Here is a 21514-nt window from a genome sequence, read left to right as displayed (position 1 = left end):
CGCTTCGTAAGTAGAAACCCCTTCTGCCACCAAAAGCCAAATTTTCACTATCACGGCTCAAACAATAAATTTAATCACCTCAAACACGGTGGATGACACCCGCTTCTTCTTAAACTAAAGTAAAATTTATAAAAAACCCTGCTAAAAAGATCCTTGCCAAATTTTAGGCATTGCTTAGCTTTGCTATTAAAGATGCAGTTACAATGCAGCGGACCTGCTAGCAAAAACGGATTTATCTCAATGTGAAAAAATGTAAAATCATTTAAAAATTTGCGTGTTTTTTGAAAATCGCTGATATGTTTTTTGCCGAGATTAATGAGCTTTACGCATGGGACAAGGCATCAGCGTTTTTCCTTTGTAGTGAATTTTTGTCCGGCATTATAAACGCTCTTTGCCAAATTTTTGTTTAAAGTTTGGGCGCTACTAAATTTCACGCCCAGAGTTTTTAGTCTTTTTTGCCTTTATTTAGGGATTTTAGCTTAGCGTCCATATCAGCTGTAAGCATAGTAAAAACCTTGTTTGTAAGCTCCTGGGTTAAATCCTTAGCCTCTTGCATAGTCTTTTGGCTAAATTCATTTAAGAGTTTGTCCGCTTTTTTCTTATCTTTTTTGTAAAGTTTTACGTATTCATCTTCAAATTTAGCCTGTTTTACCGCCAACTCTTTTTCAAATTTAGCGTATGCCTCTTTAACCACTGGCGAATACTTCTCATAGTCAGTCATCACAAGGGTTTGAAGCTTTCTATAAACCCAGTATATAGAAGTATCATCAGCGTCGTATGAGCCATCTGAGTAGCCTTTTATAAAGCCATCAAGCCCCTCGTAATACGGCAAATAAACGCTAAGATCGGCCATGCCAAGAGCGACGTAAGTTACGCGACCAATCTCTTTTGGTAGCCATGGGCGCACCTGCATGACGTGAGACTCGTATGTTCTAAAGACGCTTATTGCGCGGTAGACATTTTTCTTATCTTCATCTTTGCTAGCATAGTTATCAAACGCAGTGCCGTCGTAGTGAGCTCTCATCGCAGCTTTTAGGTCTTCGACACTTAGTTTTTTCTCTGGTTTTAAAAATACTGGGAATTTCTGACCATCGGCAAAATCTTGTTTTAGACTTGGGTTAAACATACTTTGCACCCAGCAAACGCGTGGGTAGTTATAAGTCACATCCCTCTCATCGTCCCTTGTATAGGCCTTTGTAAAGTTAAATTCGCCATCTTTTGCAGGGTCATAAGTCTTGTTATCGATTGCAAATTTGATCACATCTTTTGCTCCCATGAAATTTGGATCATTCTCTTTATAGTTTTGAAGTCTACCTTGGTTTGCAGTGACGAAGTACTCATCTTGCGGGATCTTTGAAGCGATCCATTTGTGGCCTGTGCCAGTTTCAAAGTACCAAAGCTCATTTGCGTCGATAAATACCACGCCAAAGCCCTCACCAGCGCCCTTAGTCTCCACTATCTCGCCAAGAAGCTTAACGCCCTCTTTTGCACTCTTCATACGTGACAAAAGCACGTCTGGGATGTCATCTTCGGTGATGCCGCTCTCTTCGTTATATGGATCGATCTTTAAAAGCTCGTCTTTTGCGTAAATAGTCTCAGTGCCACTTAGTCCAACGCCAGCCTCGTTGTAGCCAACTGCTCCGTGAAGTTTTGTGTGCGAATTTGCAACAGTTGTATATCTCATACTATCTTTTGGGAGCGGATATGTAAAGTCATTTGCGCCGTCATGTGCCTTTGAGCTGTGCATGCCAGTTTGGTTTTTCTTTGCTGGATGGATTAAAAAGACTTGTGCCTTTACAGCCTTACTGTCTGCGCTCCTGGCGACTAGCATGGAGCCATCATTTGAAGCTTTATCTCCTACTAAAATGGTAGTGCATGCCAAGCTACTTGTGCCCAAGATCGCACTCATAGCAACGATTGATGCGAGAATTTTCCCTTTCATTTTTACTCCTTTAGTAAAATAAATTTCTTATATGTGATTATATTTCAAATTTAATAATTTAATTCTAAATTTTAAAACTTTTTTAAGTTAAATGTAAATTTATCGCAAATTTTGTCTAAGTGAAATTTAAATTTTCTAAAGGATTTTTCGCTATAATCCAAATCTTACGCACTTGCGTATAAAATTTCAAAAAGGATTAGCATGCCAAAGATGAAAACCGTTCGCGGTGCTGCTAAGCGCTTTAAAGTAGGTAAAAATAAGATAAAAAGAGGCTCTGCTTTTAGAAGCCACATCTTAACAAAAAAACCTAGTAAGCGTATGAGAGACCTTCGTGGCCCACAATACGTGGACAGCACAAATGTCCCAGCCGTTCGCAAAATGCTCGGCGTATAAGCAGCTGTAGATTTAAGTTTTTGACAAAAGGTCATTCAAACTCCCCCAAATTTAGGGGCAAGACTCACTTCGTGAGCGCCAATTTGTAAAAGGATAAATATGGCAAGAGTAAAAACAGGCGTAGTTAGAAGAAGACGCCATAAGAAAGTTTTAAAGCTAGCACGTGGCTTTTTCAGTGCTAGACACAAACACTTTAGAAAAGCTAAAGAGCAACTAGAGAGAAGTTTAGTTTACGCATACCGCGACAGACGCCAGAAAAAACGTGATTTCAGACGTTTATGGATTGTTCGTATCAACGCAGCTTGCAGACTAAACGACATTAGCTATTCAAGATTTATCAATGGCTTAAACAAAGCTAAGATCGAACTTGATAGAAAAATTTTAGCTGATCTAGCTATGAATGACGCGAAGGCATTTGCGGCACTTGCAAAACAAGCAAAAGATGCTTTGAAATAACACCTTTTCTCCGCTTCGGCGGAGATCTTCTTTTTTTAAATTACTATCAAATTTTTATTAAAATTTATTTTTCGAGATTTTAACTTATTTATTTTGTATTCAAATTTTAAATTAATGGCACTATAAAATTTTACTTCATCAGCTAGGTACAAATTTAGTAATATGAATTTGAAAAATTTACTTACCATTACTAGCCAAACTAGCCAAGAGTAAGTATAAAACTCGCTCTAAATAGCTAAATTTCGACACTCGTATCAAAGCAGTGTTTCACCGCTCCGCTAAATAAGATTTTGCCGTTTTCTAGCCTAAGTCCAAGCTCCTCGCCGCTTTTTGGATAGACTTTTAGGCATTGCGCTGCGTTTAAATTTAAAGTAGCGCCGTAAAAGCAAGCCGCCATGCCAGTGCCACAAGCTAGTGTCTCGTCCTCCACGCCCCTTTCGTAGGTTCTCACCTTTAAAATTCCATCCTCAAATTTGGCTAAATTTACATTTGCATTGTATTTTTGACGAAGCGCCCTGCACTCTTTGACGTCAAATTCCTCTAAATTTTGTGTGAAATTTACGAGGTGAGGCACGCCTGTATCGTAAAAATACCAAGTTTTGCCGCCTTCATTTAGTGGCTCGCTTAAAATTTTTGGACTTGTTAGCACAACCTCGACGCACTCATTTTTAACACTTGCCACAACCTCGCCGCTACCAGTTAGCAAGACAAATTCGTTTGAACTAACAAGACCATTTAGATAGGCATATCTAGCAGCCGCGCGCGAGCCATTGCCACACATCGCAGCGTAGCTTCCATCGCTGTTGTAAAACTCCCATTTCACGCCCTTTTCGTAAGGCAAAAGCACGATAAGTCCATCAGCTCCCACGCCGTTTGTCCGGCTGCAAATTTGCCTTGCTAGTTCGCTTCTATCTTTATTCAAAAATGTATGAAATATTACAAAATCGTTGCCACTAGCGTTGTACTTTGAAACTTGCATTATTTTCCTTTAAAATTACTCTACTTATTTTTGCCAAATTTATATAAACTCAGCCACAAATTTGCCTTAGAAATTTCTCTAGTTCTTGCTCTAAATTTTCTTTATCACTGCTGTTATCTATAATGAAATTTGCTTTTTTTCGCTTTTGCTCGATATCCATCTGAAGCTCTACTCTAGCTTTTGCTTCTTCTAATTTTAGACCGTTTCGGCTCATTAGGCGGCTTAGCAAAAGCTCTTGTGGTGCGTAGATTACAGCTACATTTTTAAACTCGGCGTAGCGATCCTGCTTTTCAAAAAATAAAGGGATATCGACAAAATAAACCTGCTCCAAGCACTCAAGCTTTGCAGTGCGAGATAAAATTTCTCCCTTTATTTTTGGATGCAAAATTTGCTCTAAAATTTTTAATTTTTTTGGATCATTAAAGACAATGGCACCTAGTTTTTTGCGCTCTATCTTGCCGGTCTCATCTAAAATTTGCTCGCCAAAAAATTCCACTATCTCACATTTGCAAATTTCAAGCTGCTCATGAGCGATCACGTCCGCATCAATCACACTAAAGCCTCGTTTTTTTAGCAAATTTATAGCTGTGCTTTTACCGCTAGCAATAGAGCCTGTGATGACATAAGCGTTTGGAAATTTCTGCAAACTCGCTCCATTTTTGAAAATTGATGACAATTTTAGCAACTTTTGGCTAAAGTTTTAAAAAATTACAAAAAAGGGCAAAGATGATAAGCTATAAAGATGCTGGAGTGGATATAGATGCTGGAAATAGCTTTGTTGAGGCGATAAAGCCTTTCGTAAAATCTACACAAACACCAAACGTTATAGGCGGCATTGGGTCATTTTCAGGAGCGGTCAGACTACCAAGCGGGTATAAAAATCCAGCCATTTTGGGAGCGACTGATGGCGTTGGCACAAAGCTTCGCCTAGCTATCGACGCCAAGAAATTTGACGGTGTGGGCGAGGATCTAGTCGCAATGTGCGTAAATGATCTCATCTGCAACTTCGCCACACCACTCTTTTTCCTTGATTACTACGCGACTGCAAAGCTTGAGATAGAGAGTGCCAAAGAGGTGGTAAAAAGCATCGCAAATGGCTGCAAAAAGGCGCAATGCGCACTTATCGGCGGCGAGACAGCGGAGATGCCATCGATGTATGAAAAAGGCGACTTCGATCTTGCTGGATTTGCCGTTGGTATCGCTGAGGCTGATGAGATCGATAGGAGCAAATTTGTAAAATCTGGTGACGTTTTAGTCGCACTTCCAAGTAGCGGCCTGCACTCAAATGGCTTTTCTCTTGCAAGAAAAGTAGTTAGCGAGCTTGGACTAAAATTTGATGAAAAAGTAGGCGATAAAAAGCTCATCGACGTACTTCTTGAGCCAACTAGAATTTACGTGAGCGACTTTTTAAGATTAAAAGATAAGATTACGGCAATGGCTCACATCACCGGTGGTGGCATAGTTGAAAACTTACCTCGCGTCTTTCCTACTGGACTTGGTGCGAAGGTGCAAAAAAGCGTTATAAAAACGCCTGAAATTTTTAAAATCATCGCTCAAAAAGTAGAAGATAGCGAGATGATGAGAACCTTTAACATGGGCGTTGGCATGATATTAGTTGTGCCTAAAGACAACGTTGATGCTGTCCTAGCTAGTAGCGATGGCTACGTGATCGGTGAAGTTGTAAATGGCAAAGGCGTAGAGCTAGTTTAATGCAAGAAAATAGCAAAAAACGCCTGCTAAAGACCGAAAATAAGAGCTTTTTTGGTCTTAGTATTTATGAATATATAGGCTGTTTTGGTGTACTAGAAAGTGATATCAAAAAACTTGATCTCTATAATCACTGGTGCAAGGTCTCACGTGCCTCTACTATGCTCTGCATCACACATGATAATGGCGAGAGTGACAACCTAGTCTATCTATATGACTGGGAGAAATTTAGCCGTATCTACATAAATACAGGAAATTGACTTGGCAAAACAAAAGGCAAAAATCGCACCTATTTGGGCTAGAGTAAAGGCCTTTATCATCGATCTTTTTATCATCGGTATGCCGATATTTTATGCGACAACATATCTTGTGCTTGATGGCAAAGAGGCATTTTTACATAACCAAATTGCCATTTTTGGTACAAATAGCCTGATCTCACTTATAATGTGCCTTTTTTTTAGCATAAAAGCACAAACTCCAGGCTATAAAGCACAAGAAATTTATCTAATAAACCTAAAAACTGGCAGAAAACTAAGCTTTTTTCACACCATCTTGCGCCAAATTTGCTTTGCCTTTGCTGGCTTTAGCATACTTGGACTTTGCCTTTGTTTCTTTAGAAAAGATAAACTAAATCTGCACGACGTCATCACTCACTCAGCTGCCGTGCAAAGATCAGAGGGGTAAATTTTACTTCGCTCCATGCCAAAGTAGGCGATTTTTACCAAGTTTTGTATCTATGCTCTCTTTTATGATAGAGCAAATATACTCTTTTGAAAGTTGTATGGACTCCTCTAAGCTCTTGCCCTTTGCTAAAAAGCAAGCAAGTGCAGTTGAAAAGCTACAACCAGTTCCACTCATTACAAGCGGATTAACAAGTGGGGTCTTAAAATTTCTTAGCGAACCATCTTTTTTATAAAGTGTGTCTATACTGCTATCTTCGCTGATATGTTTTTTTACGATGACGTCACAAGGCAAATCTTTATAATCATCGCCAAAAAGCACATTTGCCTCATCTAAATTTGGAGTAGTTACCGTAGCTAAACTCATTAGTTCTTTTAGCTTTGCCACCGCACTATCTTTTATAAGCTTGTGTCCGCTTTTTGAGACGCAAACTGGATCAAGCACTACTTTGGTATTTTGAGTTAGTAAAAACTCACGCACCACCTCCATGATCTCCTCACTAAATAACATGCCTATCTTAATCGCATCAAAGCTAAATTCTTCCGCAAGCGTATTTAGCTGATCTTTGACAAAACTAGGCTCTAAGCAAACCACACTTTTTACGGCATCCGTAGTCTCAGCGACCAAAGAAGTTACCGCTGTTGCACTATAACAATTAAGCCTAGCACATGTTTTTATATCTGCTTGAAGCCCAGCTGTGCCACTATTACAAGAGCCTGCGATGATTAGAATTTTTTTCATCGTTTTCCTTTGAAATTTTTGGCTTATTATAGAGGATATTAGATAAATTTGAGTTTTTTAAAACAGAAGAAATTTGAGCAAAAAGCTCAAATTTATGAAAGTTTATTTAAGTCGTTATCGATATCTATATATATCGTAGTTGCATTAAGATTTGTATGCTCAAAGCTAGGATCTATCTGCTTATCGCTCTCTTTATGTTCATTCATTTTAGCTAAAAGATCATCTTCTCTTAATCCATGCTCATTTGCTAAATTTGGATCTATTTCATTAAAACTAATATTTACGCTAGCCTCATCATTTAGCTCTTCTTGCTCTAAACTTGTTGCACTAAGGATATCATCTACTTTTTCATTTATATGATCTAAAATCGATACATAATCATTGCCAAGAAGCGCTTTAAACAATGCGTCAGTATCTATACTAGACTCACCAACATCATCGCTTACCACACTACTATCTAGCCAAAGAGTATCGTATCCGTTTATTGATATATCTTGTCCATCATTTGCAGTGATTGTAATGCTTGAACTTTCGCTCTCGCCCTTTATAGCCTCTCCGATATATACTTTATCATTTACGTCTAAAACTCTTACATGATCATTTTGGTCTATCGCTATAACATCAGATGAAACGCTTTTAACTATACCAGCTACTGCTGCCATCTTTATTCCTTATTTTTATTTGTCAGTATTTTAGTATATTTAATTACTTTTGTATATTGTACTATGGTACAAGGTGGCGATAATTCCAAATCATTCAGATTTTGTGATTAAAATATATCCACTCTCGCTGATATTTTTAAATTTCACACCAAGCTCACGCTTTAGACGAAGTATCACATTTTGGATGGCCGCCTTGCTAACATCGCTTTCATAGACAAATTCTTCTATCATCTCATAAGTAACTAGCTTATTTAGATTATAAGCAAAGAGCCAAAATATCTTATTTTGCAAAAAGCTAAGATAAATTTCAATGCCGTTTTTATAAATTTTCTCTCTTTTTAAATTTATACTCACCTCATCGCTTAAATAAACTAGCTTTTCATCTCGTTCAAAACTTAAACTAATAAGCATTGCTCTAAGATCCTTCATATCAATAGGCTTTTTTAAAAAAAGCATCGCCCCTTCTTCCATGCTTTTTATCAAATTTTCATCGCTATCATAAGAGGTAAAGACTATAAATTTTTGGTGCGGTTTTGTACGCTTCATCTCATTCATCATCTCAAAGCCATTAAGCACTGGCATGTGAATATCGCTCATCACGATATCAAAACCTTGCTTTTTAAATTTCTCCACACCATCTTGTCCATTGCAGGCACCAATTACCTGTTCGCAATAAGGTTTAAGCCCACTAATAATAAGCTCTCTTGCCATATCGTCATCTTCGACTACCAAGACGGACGTCTTTTTTAAAATTTCTAAGACTTCTTGCATTTTAGTCCTTTAAATTTATATCAAAACTTAGCTCAAATACCGTTGGCTTTGCGTTATTTACGAGCCTTACGTCGCCATTTAGCTTTTCTTGCGCTAGCTTTTTAGCAAAATAAAGCCCTATACCATTTCCTTGCTTTTTGGTGGTATTTAGCCAAGTAAAAATTTTCTCACTCATTTGCTCGCTTACGCCATTTCCATTGTCATAAACTCCGATGTAGCACTTATCTTCAAAGCTTCTAAATTTTATCTCGATGATACGTTTTAGTGGCTCATCTTTGTAGCTTTCGACAAGTGAGTCTTTTGCGTTGTGTATTAGGATTAGCAAAATTTGTTGGATTATATTTTCTATCTGACGAACTTTTTGTTCATTAAAGCCACTAAATTTCACACTAACATTTGCACGGCTTAGCTCTGTATGCATGAGAGTTATTAGATTTTTAATGCTTGTTTGTATCTCAAATTCGCTCACATTTTCAGCGCTTTTGTAAAAATTTCTAAAAATTTCAATAGTACTTGAAAGAAGTTTGACCGAGCTTTGCCCTTTTTCAAGTAAATTTATTAGCTCCTCATCGCTTAATTTACCTTCTTTTTTTAGCATTATGCACGAGCTTAGCATTAGTTTTAGCGAATTTACTGGCTGAATGAATTGATGATTGATACCACTTATTAGCTCGCCAGCCTCACTCATTTTAGCTCTATGAGTTAGCAATGTTTCATACTCATCTTGTATCTTTTTTATCTTGTTATACATAAAATTATGAAGAATATTTGCTAAAAATGTGAGCGCAACGAAGGCAAAGAGCAAGCTTAGAGCATTTTTTAAAGCTTCTTTTGTTAAAGCTGAAATTTCTTCTTCGTTATTTGTGCCAGCTCCTATGAACCAATTTATCGTTGGTATCTCAGCTACTTGGATTAAATTTTGTCCTATTTTTAAGCTTGTAATGTCTTCATCTTTTAAAAACAACTCTTTAAATTTCTCCTCGATCTCTTTTTTTAAAGCAAGATCAGGTATCGATGTTAAAATTTCACCGCTATGAGTCACTAAAAATGAGTAAGAATTTGGCGCAAGGCTAAAATTTTTAATACTATTAAAGATATTTTCTATACGCACGACGCCACAAAGTGCTGCTTTAAATTTCGCTTGTTTTGTGACTGGAACGCATAAATTTAGAGTTGAGCCTTTTAAAATTTTATGTTTTTGCATGAAATTTACGCTTGGGGCATTTGTATTTTTTGTCTCTACATACCAGATAAGCCCTGCTCTTTCGCTCTTTGGCATAACTTCTTCTAAAATTTTCTCTCCATCTACAAAAATTTCTCCATCATCCCTTAAAAGCTGCATTAGATCAAATTCTTTCGCGTTTTGTTTAAAGAGCTTTATAAAGCCAGCTATCTTTTCATCGTCATCTACGATGCCTGCATTTTGTATAAATTTTGACGCACGAATGAGTGAATTTATACGTTCATCAAGCCAAATTTGAAAGTTATTTACGATATTTTTGCTAACTGCTATATTGTTTTTATCAGATAGTTCTATGATTTTCTCTTTTGCATTGCTATAAATATTTAGCCCAAGAAGTATTACAAAAAGGCTAGCAAGCAAGATGATGGCGTAGATTTTAATATTTTGTGATTTTAAATTAATACCCATGCGTGCAGTATATCCTAAGTTAGCCCAAATTTGGGCTAACTAAATTCATTTTAAAAAGGATAAAAGCTTTGAAACGAGCATAAGTGCAAGCACTACAAAACAAACACCAAATCCAAGCAGCGTGCAATCAGCCATCGACATAAATTTAGATGATGGCACAAGATACCAGCCGTCCGCATAAAGATCAACTATGCTCTTTTGCAAATCACTTAGCAGCACGCCATCAGGCACCATAGGGCTGTCATATCCGCAGTCGCCTGTTGGCATAAACCAGTCAGGCGCCCACTTTTCAAGCGGTAAGCCAAATGGATAGTGTGGCTCAGTAGAGCAGCCCTGCACACCAAAAGGATCATCACCATGCACCGCGTCGTGGATTTTGGCTAGTTTTACACTATACATTATGCCCTGCACCGCTCCCCAAAAGGCAAAGACGTAGCCAACTAGAGCAAAGAGCAAATTTTTAGGATTTATCATAGCGATCACGCCACCAAGTGCCATACATAAAAATGCAAAACGTATATAGACGCACTGCTCGCAAGGAGGCATATAGGCGTAGTTTTGAAAGAGCGAGTGCGCGATAACGACAAGTGCAACGCTTACAAAGACTAAGGTCGCCCAAGAGATGCGTGAGTCTTGAAATTTAGCCATTTTTTTAAAAAAGCTCATGTGACGCCTTATTTTTTAAGAAGCTCTTCAATGAGTGCTACCATGCCGTCAAGTGAGCTTATTGATTTTGTCATGATAAGATATTTGCCATTTACGACAAATGCTGGCACACCTTGAATTTTAGCCACGTCATAGCTCTCATCCCACTTTTTAAGCAGCTCAGTCACTTTTGGATTAGCCAGCTCTTTTTCATAATCAGCCTTGCTAACGCCAGCAGCCTCAAGTCCAGTCTTTAAAAAGCCCTCAGCATCTTTACCGTCACCCCAGCGCTCTTTTTTATCGTGATAAGCCTTGTAGTAGGCAAATTTAGCCTTTTTAAATAGCGAATTTTCATCAAATAAGCTGACACCTTTTGCCTCGTCCATAACGATAAGCACGGCAAAAACCTTGCTCGCAACCTCGCCGTAATCGCCCTTTGTCTTTAGGTGAAATGGCTCGTATTTTAGTCCAGGAATTTTCTCAACTACCTTTGGAGTGACGCTCTTGTCGTATTTATAGCAAAATGGGCAAGCGTAGCTAAAAATTTTAACTAGCGTATTTTGTCCCACACTTAGTGGCTTTTCAAGCTTGACATAGTCCTCTCCCTCGCTAAATGCACTAGCACTAATCGCTCCAGCTACTGCAACTGCAAAGATAGCCTTACTAAATTTAGATAGAAAACTCATAATAATCTCCTTTAGATGATTTATTTTGAGTTATTCTACAACCAAGCTCAACCGCAAATTTAACGCTAGAATAAATTTTGGCTGAAATTTATAAGATATTGCATTAATTAAAAATTTAATTTTTACTAGAACTTATCTCATTTATTGCTGATAATGCATTTAAAGCACTCGGATAGCCTATAAATGGTATAAGTGTCGTAACAACGCTTATTAGCTTAGCCCTATCGTTGCCGATGCCAAAATTTGCAGCAATGTGCCCTAAAAGCTGTGGCTTTGCAAAGCCAAGAGTCGTGATATAGACAAATGTCAAAAGCTCCCTAAGCTCTAAACTAAGCCCATCTCTTGCATAAAAATCACCAAAGCAGTTTTGCGATAAAAACTCCATTATATGTTTTTGATCATTTGGCATTGATGCGATAAATTTATCAACCGCTGGAAAAAGTTTTCTTTGTATCTCAAGGCCTCTTTCACCTCTGCCTTCTCTTGACTTTTTAGGCATATTTTCAGGCTCTATATAGCGCTCATTAAAAATTTCATCGGCTAAAAATATACAATCTTCTACCTTACCAAGCCCAGCATAAGGCACTGCTTGATATAAAATTTCTCTTATCTCTTTTGCTGATATACCTACATTTAAAGCAGCTCTAACGAAGCTTTTAAATGAGCTTTTTGCGCCTTTACTCACGCAAAGAGAGGCGATGATAACCGAAAGCCTTGTTTTTTCATCAATATTTATCACTTCACCAATATCGCCTAAAAAATTTAAATAATCCTCTAAAAAGCTAGCGTTGCTCTCTTCAAGCTCACTTTTTGAATCAAACCAATTTTCATAAATTTTCTTTGCATTGTAAGTTAGTGTCATAAGTTTTGCTCCATTGTTTGGGGCTGATTATAAGTGCTAAAGCGTAAATGCTAGCTTAAGGCCCAAAAAGGCAAAAATTTTTAATATAAATTTAGATTTTAAGCCATTATAAAGTTTATCGTGATTTTTATGTTATAAGGTTTTATTACAATTACGAAGGACGCAATATTTTTTATTACTCCTTTTACCTATTTTAAGCCTTGGGCATTCCAAGGCTTTTTCTAAATTTTATAAGCTTTATGAGTAGAGTTTATAAAATTTAATTTATCCAAAGGAGATGTTATGAAAAAGACTTTGAGTTGTGTTGCGCTAGCTTCTGTGCTTTGCTCAAGCGCTTTTGCGATAGGCGGTCCAAGTGGGGCTAAACTAGACTATGCTATCACTGGGCAAATAGGCGAAGTAGTGGTAAATCCATACGATACTGCCCCACTTACAGCAGTCATCAAAAATGGCGGCTACACACTAAGCAATGCAAAAGTAACCATCGTGCCAAAGCAAGGCGGTCAAACTATAAGCTATAAAGTGGCCGACAAACATCTTCGCACACATGGCGGCATACCTGTTTTTGGCATGTATCCTGACTATCAAAATACCGTTGAGGTCGAGTACGACAAGAGCTACAAGGGCAAAACCGAGCACATAAAAGAGAGCTATAAAATTTACGCTCCAGCCATCTACCTAGAAAGCTCAGGTACGCCAAATCAAAAGGGTGCGCTATTTGACAAGATCGAGGTTACTAAGCCTGCGAGTGCTAAATTTGCTAACCGCCTCTACTACGTAAATAACTTCGTAAATAAAACTGGCAAGGGCACAAAAGTCGTTTGGAACAACCCAGCTGGCGGTGCGATCGAGTGGAACTATAGCCCAAATAATTTCATCCTTGATACAAAAGGCGAGGTTAGATGGTACCTTGAGCCAAGCAAAATTTACGATCTTAAACAGCCATTTCACGCTGGCGTAATGATGGGCTTTAAGCAAAATGACGACGGCGCCATGACTTGGGGATATGGCCAAAGATACGCAAAATATGACATCATGGGTAGAGAAATTTTCAACCGCGAACTACCAGCTAGCTACAACGACTTCTCTCACTCGATGGATGTAGCACAAAATGGACACTACTTCTTGCGCGTGGCAAATGCCGACTACAAAAGGGCTGATGGCAAAAACGTAAGAACAGTGCGCGATGTGATAGTTGAGCTTGATAGAGATGGCAACGTAGTTGATGACTTTAGACTATATGAAATTCTTGATCCTTACCGCGACATCGTGCTAAAAACGCTTGATCAAGGCGCAGTTTGCCTAAACATAGACGCTAAAAAAGCAGGCCACACAGCAAGCGCAGATGAGCTTCAGTCTATGGATACGCACGATAAATGGGGCGACATCGTTGGCGCTGGTCCAGGACGAAACTGGGCACACGTAAATAGCGTAGATTATGACCCAAGTGACGATAGCATCATCATCTCAAGCCGCCACCAAGACGCAGTCATCAAGATCGGCCGCGATAAACAAGTAAAATGGATCATGGGCGCTCACAAGGGTTGGAGCGATAAATTTAAAGACAAGCTCCTTCAGCCAGTTGATAGCAAAGGCAACAAAATCGTTTGCGAAGATGAGTACTCAAAATGCCCAGGATACGAGAGCGACAAAGGTGGCTTTGACTGGCAATGGACGCAACATACAGCATTTAGGATAGATAGCAAATCTAAAAAAGGCGAAATTTATCTAAGCGTCTTTGATAACGGCGACACAAGGGGTATGGAGCAACCAGCCATCGCTGGCATGAAATACTCTCGCGCGGTCGTTTATAAGATCGATGAAAAGAAAAAGACTGTTGAGCAAATTTGGGAGTACGGCAAAGAGCGCGGTAAAGAGTGGTATAGCTCGGTTACTAGCCTTACGCAGTATCAAGATGACCTTGATAGCGTGATGGTCTACTCAGCCGTTGCTGGCATGCAGTTTGACATAGCAAAAGGTCGCCCAGTAGGACTTCCTAGCCCACACATCGATGAGTTTGAGTGGGGCGCAAAAGAGCCTAGCATAGAGATAAAGATGACAAATGCTATGGGCTATCAAGCATTTCCATTTAGCTTACAAAAAGCTTTTGAAAAATAATCACTCACTTTTCTCCCCTTTTTACCCAGTGCAAGAAGGGGAGTCCTTGCTATAAATTTAATCTATCAATAACAGATAAAATCCACATTCACTCATAAATTTTAAAGCTCTAAATTAGAAATTTATATTGTAAAGATATTGTTCATTAAGGCGATAACGTATAGGATTAGCACTTATATATAAAAATATATATTTAACATAAGTAGAAAAAATGAAAAAATTTTTCATGGCTTTAGTGGTGCTGTTTGCAGGCCTTTTGCTTAATGCAGCTGAGTTTAGAGATGTCAAGGATATCACTGGCGACATCGTAAAAGTTCCCGCAAAAGTAGAAAAAATCGCTACGCTTTGGTATGCGAACAATCAAATTATATTAATGCTTGGTGGCGCGGACAAGATAGTAGCGACTACCGATCTAATCAAAAACAACAAATGGTTTGCGCATATTTATCCTAGGATTTCAAGCATTCCAAATGGCGTAAGCGGCAAGAGTCTGCAAGTAGAAGAGCTAGTCAAACTAAGTCCTGATATAGTCATAGCCGCAGATAAAAAGAACAAAGAAGAGCTAACAAAAAATGGCTTTAACGTCCTTTATCCGTCATTTACAAACCATGCCGACATGAAAAAGAGCGTAGCTATCATGGCTGATGCCATAGGAGGCGATGCACCGAAGATCGCGGAGAAATTTAACGAGTATTTTGACGGCAACCTTAAAAAAGTGCTAAGCAAAACGGATAAGATCACTGCGTCAGATAGACCAAAAGTGCTTCACATCACTGATGGTAAAAATTTATTCAAAGTTGATGGTACAAATACGATCATAGATGAGTGGATAAGGGTCGCAGGCAGCCAAAACGCGGTGTAAAAAGCCGGAAATATGCTTGAACTAAATGCAGAAGAGATACCAAATATAAACCCTGATGTTATCATCATAGGCAGAGCCAAAGCTCCCAAAATTTTATAAAAGATATACGAAAATCCTATCTACGCGGGCAACCAAAGCCGTCAAAAATAAAAGAGTTTACGTAAATCCAACTGGCATTTTTAGCTGGGATAGATACGGCGCCGAGGGAGCATTGCAAATTTTATGGGCGGCAAAGATATTACATCCTGAAATTTTTAAAGATATAGATATAGCAGCTGAAACGAAGAAATTTTATAAAGAATTTTTGCACTACGATCTAAATAACAATGAATTTAACTATATCCTAAATGGCCTAGACCCAGAGGAAAAATAGAAATTTTATAGTGAGTGTGGGTTAAAAAGCTCTTGCTCGCTAAATTTTGAATCACTTGGCTTTTATTTATCTCCGAATTTTTATAAAACTTATCTCTAACAGCACTATCTTAGCAGCTCTTTTGGCTTGATAGATTTATTTCTTGATCTTATTTTGGTTTTAAATCTAGAGCAATTATAAATTTTAGTGAGATAAAAATATCCCAAAGGAAAATTCCTTTGGGATTAGTTAGCTAAATATTAAAATACGTGTACTTGGTCTTGAACTTCTAGAGTTACAGTATGTACACCCTCTGTGTTAGTATAGACTTTATAACCAGTAATGTTAGCACTAGTATCTTCAACCCAACCCTTACTTGCAAGACCAAGATTATCGCCACTATCGCCATCTATTCTTAGTCTGTTGTTGCTATCAGTCATATCTAGAACATCTTTAGCTGATAGAGTTATATTGTGATTGCCTTGGGTTAAATCCAGTTTCTCTATGTTTGTAACTTTAGTAAGGTTTACGCTATCATCAGCAATCTTTAATGTATCATATCCAGCTCCACCATCGATAGTCGAAGTATCTTGAATGCTTGCATTTTTACCGATAGAGATAACATCATCTCCGCCGCCGCCGCTTATTATAGAGCCGCCGCTCATAGTTAAATTCTTGCCTACCGTAATGATATCGTTTCCGTCTCCGGTGTTATTTACCGCGCTTCCGTTATTTCCCCAGTCGCCGTGTATACCCGCGCTATTAGCAAGCGTTAGATTATCGCCCGCGGTAATAGTATCGTTACCTTGGCCGCCTTTGATGTCCGCCCAGTCTTTAATAGTCGCGTTATTCGCGATATTTACGGTATCGTTATATCCTTGACCGCCGTCGTCCATATGGATATCGGAAGCCGATACTACGCCGCCATTTCCTATGTTTAAAGTATCCGCACCGTATCCTAAATCCACATGCGTATCTCCGCTAACGGTGCCGTTTATGTTTAGCGTATCGACATCGTCTCCGGTTATAAGCTGAGAATGTTCTACGGTAGCGCCCGATGCTACGGTTATAGTATCGCTACCTCCGTTAAGATCGAATGTCGCGTTTTTAACGACAGCTCCGGCATTTACGTTTACGTGATCTTCGTCGTTACCGTAGTTTACTATCTTGGTTTGATATTGCCTATTGACTATAGCGTCCGATTGATCGCCGAATACCGCTCCGGAATTTATATTTACGGTATTTTTTGTTCCTTGTAATTCTACGGTAGTTTTACTAAACGTACCTCCGGCGATATTTACGACATCCCCATTGCCCATATACTTCCCGTTTCCGGTACTTATCTTAGTTTCGGTAAAATTTCCGCCGTTTATATTTATTTTATCGTCTCCGTCGCCGCCGGTTATTTCTGAATTTTTAATTACACCCCCGTTTATGTTTATCTTGTCTTCTCCGTAAGCGCCTAAAATTTTCGCATTCGTAAGAATTCCGTCATTTATATTCGTCGTCGTTTTGCTATGAGATGTATGAATTTCAGAGTCCGTAATCTCGCCGCCGTTAATATTTATGGTATCTAAGTCTCTTCTGTCGCCGTCTTTATTATCTAGTCCGGAATAAATCTTACTACCGTTTATTACCTTAGAACCCGCATTAATATTTATAGTATCGCTACCGTATCCGGCTATAACGTTTGAGTTGTCTATTATCGCTCCGGTACCGATATTTATCCTGTCGTCTCCGATTTTGGCGTCTATTTTACTATTTTGTTCAAATTTAGAATTTGTAATGTTTATAATATCGTCGTCATCGTCGCTATACCAAGCAGGTTGATCAGATACGCCGGCGCGTAGTTCCGCGCCATTAGTAAAGGTAATGCCGTTAATATCGATTGTATCGTTACCCTCGCCGAAATCTATTACGCCACTTTTTACAGTTATCCCTTTTTTGAAATTTATCGTATCTTCGCCATTACCCATCTTTATATTAACCGTATCTAGATTTTCATTTATATATGCGGTATCATTTCCGTTTCCGGCAGATATAGTGGCACTAGTTACGCTTGAGCCTTCCTTAATGTAAATAGTATCGTTGCCGCCGCCCATACCTACGCTACTGCCTCCGCTTAACGTAGCTCCGCTCTCTATATGAAGTTCGCTGTGTTTATCGTCATTATCGACATCGCCCGCTTCTATCCTGGCTTTACCGTCGACGGTTCCTCTAACGTATACGGTATTGTTACCCTCGCCGGCTTTTATTCTTGATTCTCCGGATACGTGCCCGTTTATATTTATCGTATCATCGCCGCTTCCAGTACTTATCTCATTAAAATGATTTGGATTACCGATCATATTGCCATCTATATTTACAGTATCGTTTCCGGCTCCAGTTTTTATACTTCCCCAAGATAAATTTGCGCCGTTTTTAATATTAACCGTATCATCATCCTCACCGGTATCTACGCCAAGAAATTTGTTAAAAGTTGCTCCGCTTTCGATATTAAACGTATCTTTTCCGCGTCCGGTACTTATTGCGGCATATCCGCTCGTTTCTCCGGCAAAATTTACGGTATCATCGCCGTCTTCGGTGTCTATCCTTGTACTATTGCCTAGCTTACCCTTGATATTAACTACGTCGCCTCCCTCGCCGGTGCTTATATCGCTATTTTTTACCTCTGCTCCGGCTTCTACGTTTACGGTATCTACACCAGTACCAGTATGCGTATTTTTTACTTCCACATTATTTAAAAATTTAACTCCGTCTCCGCCTACGCCACTATACACGGAATTAGCTTTGGTATTATCTACAATAATAGCGCTTCTATTATCTCCGCCAAATACGTTAAGATCCGTATTACCCTCTATAGAATTAGCGTAATTAGAAAGCCTACTAGAATCGGTCACAGCCAAATCTGATGCATCATCTTGACCAATAGCTAGTTTACCATCATTGCTTACATACCAACCGTCTTTGTGTTGGAATGCACTAGGAGTAGTAGGATCGTCAGGAGTTAGATAATCTCTACCATCAGTATGTCTATATACGTGATATCCATTAGGTATAGAGTTATAAAATGAAGCTAATAGTCTAGAAGATGTGCTCTCTCCTACATATGCTGATAAAGGAATTTTTATGCTTCCTGCTGGCAAAGCAGGCTCTATTGCTCCAGCCCCAACAGCACTTCCTCCACTTACGCCAAAGCTATTATCTCCACCTGCTGCTAGAGATAAAGCATCTATGCTTCCTACATTAGCATTTATGTTGCTAATGTGGCCTCCTTCTGCAAAGCTAGTAGAAGATAAGCTTACGCCATCTCCACCATTGCCACCTGCTTGTGGACCACCTGCTGCAGTTTCTTCTAGAGCATTAAGATCTGTTCCTTTTAAGATGGCTTGTTGTAAAGCTGAGATATCAGCTACTGTTTCGTTATTGTTAGAGTCTTGATCTAGAGTTAGAGTATCTTTACCTATTAAAGTTATATCTTTACCATCAGTTTGAGTTATTGTTACTTTAGAGTTAGAACCCTCTGTAACTATCTTTTCACCTTGGTATACAATATCTCCTACACTTAATTGTCTTACCTCTCCTGTTAAGTCATTAAGTGCTCTTGCTATTCCTCCGTTTACGCTTTTAACTACTCCGGCTTCTTTAGCCATCATGTTCTCCTTATTGTTATATTATTTGAAATTTTGAATGAATTATATAAATTTTAGAAGTATATGTCTATTGTACTGGGGTACAATGGGGTGTACTATTTAACACATATCATAAATATCACATCAGTCAACATGTATATTTTAGCGTCTTAATATATAGTATAAATATATCAATTATGGCTTTTTAAAATATAATATCACTTTTATACATATTGAAAATCATTATATATTTCTATATAATTACTCAAATATTTTAAAAGGAGTTTAAATGCAGAGAAAAATCGTGCTTAGCCTCGCTTTGGTCGGCATTTTAGCCGCCGCGCAAAACGAAGTAGAGCTAAAATCGCTAGAAGGCGTAACCGTCACGGCGCAAAGATCGTCTCAAAGCGTAGACGAGATAAGCAAAAGCGTCTCGGTAGTAGATAAAGAGACGATAGAAAGAAAGCTTGGCAAAAGCGTACCCGAGCTAATCAGCGAGGCGCCCGGAGTTTCAATCGTAAACGAAGGCATGGACTCAGGCACTGTAAACGTGCGCGGCTTTAGCTCGTCTGATTACCGCGTGCCGATGTTCGTAGACGGACTTAGATTTAGAGGTAGGCCGGCATTTGAGTATTCGATATTTACACCCGATCAAATCGAAAGGATAGAGATAATAAGAGGCCCTGCTAGCACGCTTTACGGCACGGATGCCTTTGGCGGCATAGTAAATTTAGTCACCAAAAGAGCTAGCGGAGACGTGCATGGCGACTGGGCGTTATCTGATACGTATCTAAGCACCCAATATCAAAGCGCGAACAAAGGCGTGCAAAACCGCTTACAACTCGGCGTAGTCGGACACGGGTTTGACGCATTGCTCGGGCTAAACTACAAGCACGGCAAGGACTACGACACTCCGGCGGGCAAAATCCCAAACACAAGGTATAATTACCGAAGTCTTGATTTTAAAGGCGGATATAGCTTTGCCGATTTTCACAGACTTGAGCTCGTAACCAGATACACGGAGTCGCAGCGCGGCGTAGTCGGTACGGCGGTCGGCGCTCCTGGAACGGCGAATAAAAAAGGCTTTCAAAAGTATATAAAAGAAGCGCCTCTTAGGGAAAAATACGTAGCGCTAAACTACGAAGGCAACGTAAACGATAAATTTATATTAGACTCTAGTTTGTATTACAGAGAGCTTTATACGCACCTAAATATAAGGCCCTACATCGGCTCGTTTTCGCCTAGGCAAGTCGATAACTACGTAAACGGACCGAAGGTCTACGGCGGCAAATTTATCGGCAAATTTATAGGCGACAGCCTAACCCAAACCTACGGCGTAGATTTTTATTGCGAGGACTGGGATAGCGTGTATCAAAGCGTAAACAAAGGCCCTAGCGTACGCAATAGGCTAAGAACCAAACAGCTTGACGTCGCAGGCTTTGGCTTACTTGAATACGCGTTTAGCAACGACGCGATTTTGAGCGCAAATTTACGCTACGACCGCATAAAAACGTCCTTTGATATGGATAGCTCGATGAGCCCCGCCGTAAAAGCCCTATACGAAAACGCCAACGATAGAAAAGACGGCAGAGCCAGCTACGGACTAGGGCTTATTTACCCTATCGCCCAGGGGTTTGAGTTTGTAGGAAATTTCTCAACCTCGTTTAGAGCTCCTATGAGCGGCGAGGTTGCTCCGATACTTACGTTTTCGGGCAGCGAGGCGTATCTGCCAAACCCTGATCTAAATATAGAAAAAGGCGTCACCTACGAGGCCGGACTTCGCTATACGGATAAAGCGCTTAGATCGAATTTGATATTTTATACGGGAGATTATAAAGACCTGATCGTCGAGCGAAATTGGCAAAGCGGCGGCGTGACCTACTATCAGTCGCAAAACGTAAATAGAGCCAAGATAAGCGGAGCGGAATTTGACCTTGCTTATAAAGTTTTATCAAATTTGGAGCTTAAAACAAACCTCGCCTACACGCGCGGCAAAAATAAACAAACCGGCAAACCGCTTCCGGAGATCGCTCCGCTTAGCGGACGCGTGGCCGTTTCTTATTCGCCGGAGTTTTTGGCAAATTCTTACATAGAGTATAGCGGCGACTGGGCGGCGAGAAAGACGCGTATAGATGATAGCGTAGAGCGCGAGCGAGCGGGATATTTCGTGCATAATCTATACTTGGGCAAGAGCCTTGGCAAACTAGGTTTCCTAAAAGATTTTAGCCTAAATTTCGGCATCGAAAATATCTTTGACAAAGAATACGCCCCAAGCCTAAGCTACGAGCTAATCAGCCAGCCTAGAAGCGCTAGCAACCCGCTAATAAATCCAGGCAGAAATTTCAAACTAGGCTTTAAGGCTAGCTTTTAAAAT

The 21514-nt window shown here is 39.4% G+C and carries 18 protein-coding genes and 1 pseudogene; 8 read left to right on the top strand and 11 right to left on the bottom strand.

Translation table 11 applies throughout. From position 1 onward, the window contains the following. Positions 1-445: 445 nt before the first annotated feature. Positions 446-1942: a C69 family dipeptidase gene (locus CYP28_RS08315; protein WP_103593827.1), complete on the bottom strand. Its 1497-nt coding sequence runs from the start codon at positions 1940-1942 to the stop codon at positions 446-448. A gap of 201 nt (positions 1943-2143) precedes the next feature. Here CYP28_RS08315 and rpmI point away from each other — a divergent pair, with 201 nt between their 5' ends. Together rpmI and rplT are read left to right on the top strand one after the other, a co-directional pair. Further along, a complete protein-coding gene (rpmI, locus tag CYP28_RS08310) occupies positions 2144-2335 on the top strand; it encodes a 50S ribosomal protein L35 (RefSeq protein WP_012000969.1) in 192 nt (63 codons plus the stop codon). A 99-nt stretch (positions 2336-2434) separates the two neighbouring features. After that, entirely contained in the window at positions 2435-2791 is a 357-nt protein-coding gene (gene rplT, locus CYP28_RS08305) for a 50S ribosomal protein L20 (RefSeq protein ID WP_004317321.1), read from the top strand. A 235-nt stretch (positions 2792-3026) separates the two neighbouring features. Here the strand turns inward: rplT and dapF are convergent, their stop codons facing one another. Then, the gene (gene dapF / locus CYP28_RS08300; protein ID WP_103593826.1) at positions 3027-3770 is read right to left on the bottom strand and encodes a diaminopimelate epimerase; all 744 of its coding nucleotides are present in this window, start codon (positions 3768-3770) and stop codon (positions 3027-3029) included. 49 nt (positions 3771-3819) lie between these two features. Continuing rightward, positions 3820-4416 (bottom strand): dephospho-CoA kinase, encoded by a 597-nt coding sequence (coaE, locus tag CYP28_RS08295; RefSeq protein ID WP_103593825.1) that lies wholly within the window; start codon positions 4414-4416, stop codon positions 3820-3822. 80 nt (positions 4417-4496) lie between these two features. On the opposite strand from coaE, the gene purM reads away from it, so the two are divergent. The 3 genes from purM to CYP28_RS08280 are packed head-to-tail and all read left to right on the top strand — an operon-like array spanning position 4497 to position 6161. Then, positions 4497-5480 (top strand): phosphoribosylformylglycinamidine cyclo-ligase, encoded by a 984-nt coding sequence (gene purM / locus CYP28_RS08290; protein ID WP_103593824.1) that lies wholly within the window; start codon positions 4497-4499, stop codon positions 5478-5480. After that, positions 5480-5737, top strand: coding sequence for a hypothetical protein (locus CYP28_RS08285; protein WP_103593823.1), 258 nt, complete (start codon positions 5480-5482; stop codon positions 5735-5737). Before purM ends, CYP28_RS08285 begins: the two co-directional genes overlap by 1 nt. A 1-nt stretch (position 5738) precedes the next feature. After that, positions 5739-6161, top strand: coding sequence for an RDD family protein (locus CYP28_RS08280; RefSeq protein WP_103593822.1), 423 nt, complete (start codon positions 5739-5741; stop codon positions 6159-6161). Positions 6162-6164: 3 nt separating this feature from the next. Here CYP28_RS08280 and CYP28_RS08275 read toward each other — a convergent pair whose 3' ends face one another. The 7 genes from CYP28_RS08275 to CYP28_RS08245 form a co-directional block, all read right to left on the bottom strand. Next, the gene (locus CYP28_RS08275) at positions 6165-6899 is read right to left on the bottom strand and encodes a hydroxymethylpyrimidine/phosphomethylpyrimidine kinase (RefSeq protein WP_103576290.1); all 735 of its coding nucleotides are present in this window, start codon (positions 6897-6899) and stop codon (positions 6165-6167) included. Between the two features lie 92 nt (positions 6900-6991). Beyond that, the gene (locus CYP28_RS08270) at positions 6992-7561 is read right to left on the bottom strand and encodes a hypothetical protein (protein WP_103593821.1); all 570 of its coding nucleotides are present in this window, start codon (positions 7559-7561) and stop codon (positions 6992-6994) included. A 90-nt stretch (positions 7562-7651) separates the two neighbouring features. Then, positions 7652-8332 (bottom strand): response regulator transcription factor, encoded by a 681-nt coding sequence (locus tag CYP28_RS08265; protein WP_021090255.1) that lies wholly within the window; start codon positions 8330-8332, stop codon positions 7652-7654. Between the two features lies 1 nt (position 8333). Beyond that, the gene (locus CYP28_RS08260) at positions 8334-9983 is read right to left on the bottom strand and encodes a sensor histidine kinase (RefSeq protein ID WP_103593820.1); all 1650 of its coding nucleotides are present in this window, start codon (positions 9981-9983) and stop codon (positions 8334-8336) included. Positions 9984-10028: 45 nt separating this feature from the next. Continuing rightward, entirely contained in the window at positions 10029-10649 is a 621-nt protein-coding gene (gene dsbI, locus CYP28_RS08255) for a protein-disulfide oxidoreductase DsbI (protein WP_103593819.1), read from the bottom strand. 8 nt (positions 10650-10657) lie between these two features. Beyond that, positions 10658-11314, bottom strand: a complete 657-nt coding sequence (locus CYP28_RS08250; protein ID WP_103593818.1) for a thiol:disulfide interchange protein DsbA/DsbL — start codon at positions 11312-11314, stop codon at positions 10658-10660. Between the two features lie 115 nt (positions 11315-11429). Next, positions 11430-12176 (bottom strand): carboxymuconolactone decarboxylase family protein, encoded by a 747-nt coding sequence (locus CYP28_RS08245; protein WP_021090213.1) that lies wholly within the window; start codon positions 12174-12176, stop codon positions 11430-11432. Between the two features lie 282 nt (positions 12177-12458). Between CYP28_RS08245 and CYP28_RS08240 the strand changes: the two genes are divergently transcribed. Both CYP28_RS08240 and CYP28_RS08235 read left to right on the top strand, forming a co-directional pair. After that, the gene (locus CYP28_RS08240; RefSeq protein WP_103593817.1) at positions 12459-14294 is read left to right on the top strand and encodes an aryl-sulfate sulfotransferase; all 1836 of its coding nucleotides are present in this window, start codon (positions 12459-12461) and stop codon (positions 14292-14294) included. Between the two features lie 211 nt (positions 14295-14505). Continuing rightward, a pseudogene (locus CYP28_RS08235) lies at positions 14506-15529 on the top strand (ABC transporter substrate-binding protein). A 239-nt stretch (positions 15530-15768) separates the two neighbouring features. Here CYP28_RS08235 and CYP28_RS08230 read toward each other — a convergent pair. Continuing rightward, entirely contained in the window at positions 15769-19161 is a 3393-nt protein-coding gene (locus CYP28_RS08230) for a retention module-containing protein (protein ID WP_103593816.1), read from the bottom strand. A gap of 268 nt (positions 19162-19429) precedes the next feature. On the opposite strand from CYP28_RS08230, the gene CYP28_RS08225 reads away from it, so the two are divergent. Further along, positions 19430-21511 (top strand): TonB-dependent receptor, encoded by a 2082-nt coding sequence (locus CYP28_RS08225; RefSeq protein WP_103593815.1) that lies wholly within the window; start codon positions 19430-19432, stop codon positions 21509-21511. Positions 21512-21514: the final 3 nt, after the last annotated feature.

The organism is Campylobacter concisus (genome assembly GCF_002914195.1).
GTDB classification, from domain to species: domain Bacteria; phylum Campylobacterota; class Campylobacteria; order Campylobacterales; family Campylobacteraceae; genus Campylobacter_A; species Campylobacter_A concisus_M.
Note: the sequence above shows the minus strand (reverse complement) of the source record. Positions and strands in the feature narration are given on the sequence as shown.